Origin of the sequence: Flammeovirga aprica JL-4 (genome assembly GCF_012844305.1) — a bacterium.
GTDB classification, from domain to species: domain Bacteria; phylum Bacteroidota; class Bacteroidia; order Cytophagales; family Flammeovirgaceae; genus Flammeovirga; species Flammeovirga aprica.
In genome coordinates this window covers 1-7,629 of record NZ_JABANE010000193.1, presented here as the reverse complement: position 1 = coordinate 7,629, position 7,629 = coordinate 1, and the positions used below count along the sequence as shown (strand labels likewise).

Here is a 7,629-nt window from a genome sequence, read left to right as displayed (position 1 = left end):
ATCTCATGGAAGGAAAGCCAAAAGTTTATTTAAATATGGCTTAGAGAAACTTTCTCAATGCCTACAAAATAAATTTTATGAACAGCTAGAAATGCTGTTCAATCAATTTTTGTCATATACTTAGCAAAATAGATTATAGTAGTAAAAAACTATATTTTGCTATAGCCAATGGATTGTTACCAGGGACTGACATTAATACAATTAGGAATGATACTACAGTTGACTCTTATCATATGAGGTCAATGTTGACATTTCAAGATTCCTTTCATAAACAAAGTATAAATAAATTAAGCATTGAAGCAAAATATTATGAAGAAGAAACACATGGCTCATTACCTTTAATTGCAACTTATGATGCTTTGAGATTTTTCTTTAAAAATGATATTAAATAGTTAGTATGAAGCAACTACACACACCAAATTATAAACTTAATGCGGGGCAAAGTGAGTAATTTAAATGAGAGTGAAATAAGCAACGATAGCGGTTACTTGAAAAGAAAGTGCGTTGAAACCCGCACTACGCTTATATGTGGTCGTTGTAGTAAAAGAAGCAAATTTAAAAATGAGAATTATATATTGTGACAGTGTATTTGACAATAAAATAATTGATTCAGATTATGAAGAAGAGAAAAAATCAGCACTTAAAGCTGGTTTTACTTTCTCTCTAATTAGTTTTGAAGAGTTGATTAATGGAAATATCACTTTAGCTTTGAAGTATGTAAAACCATCTGAAACAAAAATAGATGCTTTATATCGTGGATGGATGTTAACCCCGAAACAGTATGTAAGCCTTTATGATGGATTATTGAAAAAAAACATACAATTAATTAATACACCTACTCAATATATACATTGCCACTATCTACCAAATTCTTACGATATAATAAAGTCTAAAACTCCAAAATCAAATTGGACAACGGATTTAAGTAATGATTCAATATTTAAGGTTTTAGATGACTTTGGTGATAGCTCAATTATATTAAAGGACTTTGTGAAATCTGAAAAACATAATTGGGATGATGCCTGCTTTATTCCTAATGCTTCAGAATTTGAGAAAGTTAAATCTGTTGTTGATAAATTCATTGAATTGAGAGGTAGTTCTTTAAATGAGGGATTAGTGTTTAGACAATTTGAAGAGCTAGAGTTTCTAACAGAACATTCTAAAAGTGGAATGCCTCTAACAAAAGAGTTTAGAGTATTTTTTGCCAATAAACAAGTTGTAAAGGTGTTTGATTATTGGGATGAAGGTGATTATGGAAATACGCAACCAGTTTTAGACGACTTCATGAGTATTGCTGAAAATATTGAAAGCAATTTCTTTACTATGGATATAGCTCAGAAGAAAGATGGAAGCTGGATAATAATGGAACTCGGTGATGGTCAGGTTTCTGGTTTACCTGATAATGCCAATACTGATGAGTACTATAAAAATCTAAAAGAAATGACAAATGAAACAAACTGAACATATAATCAATCTTGACTTACCTCCAAAACAAAGATGGAGCTTCCTTGTTGACTATAAAAGTGAAGTAGATGAATTACTTCAGTGCTATTTAAATGATTTTGAAGGAGCTGATTTCATCTTTGAGAGCATTGATGACTATAAAAGAGCTGTCATCTCCGCAGACTTCATGGAAGAAATCGAATTTATATCCTCCATTTCGAAGTTTTCCAGCAACGAGATTTTGATTGCAAATCTATACTACGATATATTGAAATTCTACCTTGGTTGCACGGCCTTTGCCATTGAAACAGATGGAGCTATCCTTCACTCAAGGAATTTAGATTGGTGGACTGACAATAACCTCTTAAGTAGTCAATCTAAAATATTCGACTATCAGCGAAATGGTAGAACCATATTTAAAACAGTTGGATGGGTTGGATTCATTGGTGCTTTATCGGGCACAAAGCCTGGTAAATTTTCTGTAACACTGAACGCTGTCCTTAGCAAAGATGCTGCAGAAATTGCAATGCCTGTATCATTCCTTCTTCGAGATGTCTTAGACAAAGCTAACTCCTACAGCGAGGCAAAAAAGACATTAGAAAAAACAACTATTGCTAGCGACTGTCTCCTACTATTATCGGGAATAACATCGTCCGAAATGGTTGTCATTGAAAGAACACCAAAAAGGTCTGCGACAAGAGGTCCGGATAATGGAATTGTCTGCGTCACTAACGATTACAAATTAATTGAAAATGGAAATGGTGGAGAATCTGAACTTCAAGCCACATCTTGCGGAAGATATGATAGGGCGTGTGAACTAGTAGGTGCCAAAAAACCTACCAATGCCAATGAATGTCTCGATGTTCTTAAGGATGAAAAAGTAATGATGGGAATCACTGTTCAGCAAATGGTTTTTAACAACAAAACAGGAGAGATTGAATTAATAAAAACAGGTGCTAATAATATGTAAAAATAATAGTCAATTACTAGTACAAATTTTTCCTTATTAAACTAACTTATGCATAACAATAGCTAACCTCCATCCATCATGTGACATACTCGCTGGTCGTAGTTTAGCTATTAAGAGAATTAATAATATGTATCGAAAATCATTTCCAAAATGTGAAATTCGAGGCGATAGAAGCCCATCAAAGAAGAAGCAAATTATGGGATCTATTTCTGCTTTGCCGAATAAATGTTTGAGTTGTGAATTCCTATTTGAAGGAGAATGTTTAAGAGCAGAAGAATTAGCTGAAGATTACTTAAGGTTGGACTATGGTAGTTGTGGTATTGAAGGCAATACTGAACCTAAAGTGATTAAAGTGTCAAAAACTGGTATAGAAATTTTCGTGCCTAATAAATGTATTGATTGTGAATTCCTTATTTACGATAGCACATGGCAATATGTTTGTAGTAAAGATCAAGAAATATGGGGAGATGGATTTCGTGAATTAGATTGGGGAGATTGGCAACCAAAATTTCCGAATGTTGGGTTAAGGAAATTTGGAAGAGACGGTTTGGATTTAGGCAATGTTGCAATAACCAATAAAGTAATTCAACTTATTTTAGATGGCCATAAAACAAAAGCTTTGAAAGTCTATAAAGACTTAAATAACATCTCAACAATTAAAGAAGCTAGAGAAGATATTGAGCAAATAGAAGTAAATTTAAAAAAAGCACAAAACAAGGTGTGATTGGCCATAACTTACGACTGCTTCGTCACTGGCAATGACATGGAACGTTATGCTTTATGTAGTCATTTATCAAAAACTGTTTAGTCCAAGAAATAACCAATAATGAGTAACTTTGAATTATTTAGCTTTGGAAGCTCAGATTGTTTAAATCTAGAAGAGTTTAGCCCAAAAAATGAATTCTTTATCTCAGTTGAATTTGATTTAAAGAAGCGAAACGAAGAAGGTATAATGACCTTTTTCTTTTTTTTAGCTACAAAGGAAGGTTATTATAATCAACCATATCACAATGAATTAGAGCATATTGTAATTGTCGAAAGATATTCATTTGAGTTTGTAAGAGGAATGCTAGACAAAAAGGTAGTGAATAAAATTATTGAGCTATCAGATAAACAATTACTAGAATACCTTTACTCTAATTTTAATTTTGACGATGATTAAAAGGTATAAAAGAATACGGTTTTCAATTGAATTGTAATTCTGAACGAATGTTTTAGAATTCCTTAAAAAAATAGTGTAACACAAGTTTTACCTTCAAACATATACTTAGTTTCTGAGTATAAAGAAAGAGGGCAAATTAATAGTTATTTTTGTATAGAAAATTAAATAGAAATAGTTGCTAACATCAACTAATCTCAATTCATTGGGTGACGCACTCACTGGTTGTGGTTTAGCATTTATGTTAGCTAGAATAGAGATGCTAAAAAACAATATTAAACTTAAAATATTTTTATTTCAATCATTTGATGTTGAGTGTTTTATCAGGTGGTTTTATGATAATGAAAGTCTAATAGAGTCGGAGTATAGTGGATTTTACGAAGCAATATTAGAAGAATCTGAAATGTTTCTGTTTAATGAAATCAAAGTAATAAACTTAATAAAAGAACACTTGGTTGATAATGATATACTTGAATGGTGGAAGTTGGAATTTTATTGTAGCCAAATTCTAGAACCTGAGCGTTCACTAGAATATTGTAGAAATATATATTTTGATTACTATGAAGATAGAGGTATTCAGTTTCTATATTCATTATCAGATTTGATTGTCTTGTATAGTTTTGATAAACTGAATTTAGATTTACCTCCATTGAGTAATTTATCCAGAGCTACCGTTAATTCAACTATTGTATATCCAAAAATCACTAATGAAATCAACAAAATTTTTAATTTACTGACAGAAACTACAATTGATGAAAATGAAAAAATATGGATAAAAAAGAATGGATTATATAACACTGATAATTTTCAAATAACCTTAAAATGGTATAAAAATGAAATTGAAAAAGTAGCTAATATCAGCTAATCTCTATCCACCGGATTACGCACCAGCTGGTCGTAGTGTAGTATATATCTTCATTAGCAACAATCAAACTCATTTCAAATACAATATCTAACAAGATGAAATTACATTTTAGCTTTTTGGGGCTATTTATATTCTTAGTCTCCTGTTCAGCTGAGAATAAAAATGAACAAATTGAACAGACGGCACTTTTAGATCTTGAAAAGTTTATAAATGCTCATTACGATGTTGTTATTCATGAACTGAACCCAGAAAAAAAGAAGGAGAAATATGAAAATACCTATCTTCAATTGTCTGAAATTTCTGACAAAAAGATATTAAATGATGAGAGACTAGTTTCTTTAAAATCAGAATTACTTATTCTTCTAAATAAGGATAAGGAAAATATTAATTTCTTAAATAGTATTCCTCCGTTAAAAAATCACAAACTATCTCATACGCCATTTTTACTCTATAAAATGATATCAATAGAGCGTTTATATGGGACAAACTCAGCAATTGATTCTTTGGAAGAGTTTAAAAAGTTCAATAGATTATATTCTGAAGACAGTATTATTTATTTAGTAACTAAGAATAATTCAAATTTAGAAATTCATTCAGAAAATAGATATTTTAACTCTGAAGTTATGTATTATAATGGTAATGGTTTTTATGACTTCAGACCAAATAATATTGTAACGGAATTTAAGTTTTTTTACTTTCCTAAAGTAGATGCTTTTTATAAAATAAAAGACCTTTTAAAAGAGCAAGAAATTTTTTCACAAGGAATTGTAAAGGCATCAGAATTTCAAAAATGGAATAAAGGTAGCTATGATACTAGTACCATAACTGATAAAGGTTTAGTTGTAATCATTAAACCAAAATTTGCGAAAGGTATAAGAAAAATAAAAGAATGTTACGAATTAAATAAAAGAAGCTTATAACAAACGCAGAAATCTCAGTTATGTTTATTGGGTGATTGAGAAAAATCTTTGATTGCGTATAAAATACCTTTATAATTTATAAAAAATGGACAACGAATTAGCCATAATAAAAGAAAAACTATTAGATCAATTTATTTCAAGATATAGTTATGGTGATACATGGTGGATGTATATAGGCAATTATTATTTAGAAGCTCATGCCATTGAATTTGAAGATATGGTTCAAATTGATGATTGGCTAAAAAATAATTATAAAAATTATGAACATTGCATTGATAAGGAAGATATACCCAAGTCAACTCTAATGAGTGCCAACATGCGAAAAAACATTATTAATATAGAATTGGATAGATTAAAAAATCTGACTTTGTATTTTGAAAATGGCTCAACAATGAAGGTATTAACTAATACTGATATTGTAGACTGGCAATGGTCAATAAGTAAAAACTGTGAAGATCCTTATCGAGATTTTGATATTGCATGTTTTTGGGCGGGCAAAATTGAAATAAGGGATTAATTAAAACAAACTACAACAATAGCTCATCTCCATCCATCGGTGACACACCCGTTGATCGTAGCTTAATACATTACTATGACTCTAAAACTAAAAATATAAGATGAAAGAAAACATAAATATGGCTGTCTTAATTGACGGTGACAATATACCATCTGCCAATGTAGAGGAGATGATGGAAGAAATAGCCAAATACGGCAATCCAACTATTAAGAGAATTTATGGTGATTGGACCAGACCCGGGTTGACAAAATGGAAAAACTTGCTTCTAGAGAATGCAATTACTCCTATTCAACAGTATGGATATACCACTGGGAAAAATGCAACTGACTCCGCTATGATTATTGATGCAATGGACATTTTATATAGTGAGAAAGTTGAAGGTTTTTGTCTTGTTTCTAGTGATAGTGATTTTACCCGATTAGCGACCCGTTTGAGAGAAGCAGGAATGTTAGTTATCGGAATAGGAGAGAAAAAGACACCCAATCCATTCATTGTCGCTTGTGATAAGTTTATTTACATCGAAATTCTGAGGAAACAATCTGAAGATAAAACAGACACAAAAGAATCAGCCAAACCTTCAGTAGATAGAATTACAAACAAAGAGATTCACCTCATTTCTTCTTCAATCAATGATTTATCGGATGATGAAGGGTGGGCTTTCCTTGGAGACGTTGGAAGTTTAATCCAGAAAAAACGTCCCAATTTCGACTCTAGAAATTATGGATTTGAAAAACTCACACCACTTATTAGATCAATTAACAAGTTCGAAATAGAACAACGAGAAAATCCAAAAGGAAGAAGTAAATTGATTTATGTTAGAATAAAAGAAAAGCATATTACAAGGGGAAGAAAATCATAGTCACTCTTTAGGGTGGTAACATTTTTTAGTCATTAAGTTAGGTGAAGTATTGTGACAAAAGAAATGGAACAATAATTACGTGCACCATGACTGAAAGTCATGGGCTTATGGGAAGCTATCATATTTTCCAACTTTCATTATAATCTTGACATACCTCAAAGATTTACAGTCTTTATTACCATTTAAATATGGATAAGCCAAATATTATAATCACATGTTGATAAATGAGTTATCTTCCCAAAAGCCCATAATTTCAATTATGGGTCTACGAAATACTCGTTTTCATTTGCCCTAGTACTTATTTACAAGCCAACAAGAAGATGATAGTTTATGAAATTGACGGATTTTTTTTCAAGATTAATCAATGGTAAATCCGTTGTAAATGATCAAAGGAGTTTTGATGAGGATTGTATCACTTTAAAGATTGTTAGTGATTTAAAGCAAATTCCTATACTAGCCAAATACCAATGGCGTGAAAGTAGAAATTGCTTTGAGTATAAAACAGAATATGGTTTTAATCGTATCGCTATTGAAACTAGTATTAGTTTTGATCTAGAAAGGGGTACAAGTTGTGTATCAATAAGGCCAAGTATGTATTTACGACATAATATTCTTCATGATTGGTTTTCGGAATTTAGTTTCAAATCAAAATCTGATCAAAAAGAAAGTTGGAGTGTAGGACGTAGTTTAGAAATGGTTGGGTTACAAGATGAAGTTAATTTTCTATCTGGATACAAAAATTATGATCAAGACTTTCAAAAACTTTATGAAGGAATTGAGAAATTAATTTCAGTGATTGAGCCTTACAGCGACATAAAATATTTAGGGAGTCTTGGTAAATAGACTCTAGCACTCACTAAAATCAGGATATTTATTCTTTTTGGTGAGTGTTTTTG

9 protein-coding genes are annotated in these 7,629 nt (G+C 31.0%); all 9 read left to right on the top strand.

Features of this window, described 5'->3' with window-relative positions; genetic code table 11:
* The first annotated feature begins 504 nt into the window (after window positions 1-504).
* The 9 genes from HHU12_RS32335 (at window position 505) to HHU12_RS32295 (ending at window position 7,576) form a co-directional block, all read left to right on the top strand.
* Window positions 505-1,461, top strand: coding sequence for an ATP-grasp domain-containing protein (locus tag HHU12_RS32335; protein ID WP_205960057.1), 957 nt, complete (start codon window positions 505-507; stop codon window positions 1,459-1,461).
* Complete coding sequence (locus HHU12_RS32330; protein WP_169660873.1) at window positions 1,448-2,413, top strand: C45 family autoproteolytic acyltransferase/hydolase; 966 nt, start codon at window positions 1,448-1,450, stop codon at window positions 2,411-2,413. The genes HHU12_RS32335 and HHU12_RS32330 overlap by 14 nt, the downstream gene beginning before the upstream one ends.
* Before the next feature lie 127 nt (window positions 2,414-2,540).
* The gene (locus HHU12_RS32325) at window positions 2,541-3,137 is read left to right on the top strand and encodes a hypothetical protein (protein WP_169660872.1); all 597 of its coding nucleotides are present in this window, start codon (window positions 2,541-2,543) and stop codon (window positions 3,135-3,137) included.
* A gap of 102 nt (window positions 3,138-3,239) precedes the next feature.
* On the top strand, window positions 3,240-3,575 hold the full coding sequence (locus tag HHU12_RS32320; protein ID WP_169660871.1) for a hypothetical protein: 336 nt from the start codon (window positions 3,240-3,242) through the stop codon (window positions 3,573-3,575).
* Window positions 3,576-3,777: 202 nt separating this feature from the next.
* Window positions 3,778-4,437, top strand: a complete 660-nt coding sequence (locus HHU12_RS32315; protein WP_169660870.1) for a hypothetical protein — start codon at window positions 3,778-3,780, stop codon at window positions 4,435-4,437.
* Between the two features lie 95 nt (window positions 4,438-4,532).
* A complete protein-coding gene (locus HHU12_RS32310) occupies window positions 4,533-5,357 on the top strand; it encodes a hypothetical protein (RefSeq protein WP_169660869.1) in 825 nt (274 codons plus the stop codon).
* Window positions 5,358-5,442: 85 nt separating this feature from the next.
* On the top strand, window positions 5,443-5,874 hold the full coding sequence (locus HHU12_RS32305; protein WP_169660868.1) for a hypothetical protein: 432 nt from the start codon (window positions 5,443-5,445) through the stop codon (window positions 5,872-5,874).
* Between the two features lie 100 nt (window positions 5,875-5,974).
* A complete protein-coding gene (locus HHU12_RS32300; protein WP_169660867.1) occupies window positions 5,975-6,733 on the top strand; it encodes an NYN domain-containing protein in 759 nt (252 codons plus the stop codon).
* A gap of 330 nt (window positions 6,734-7,063) precedes the next feature.
* Window positions 7,064-7,576 carry a hypothetical protein gene (locus HHU12_RS32295; protein ID WP_169660866.1) on the top strand — a complete coding sequence of 171 codons (513 nt, stop codon included), beginning with the start codon at window positions 7,064-7,066 and terminating at the stop codon, window positions 7,574-7,576.
* Window positions 7,577-7,629: the final 53 nt, after the last annotated feature.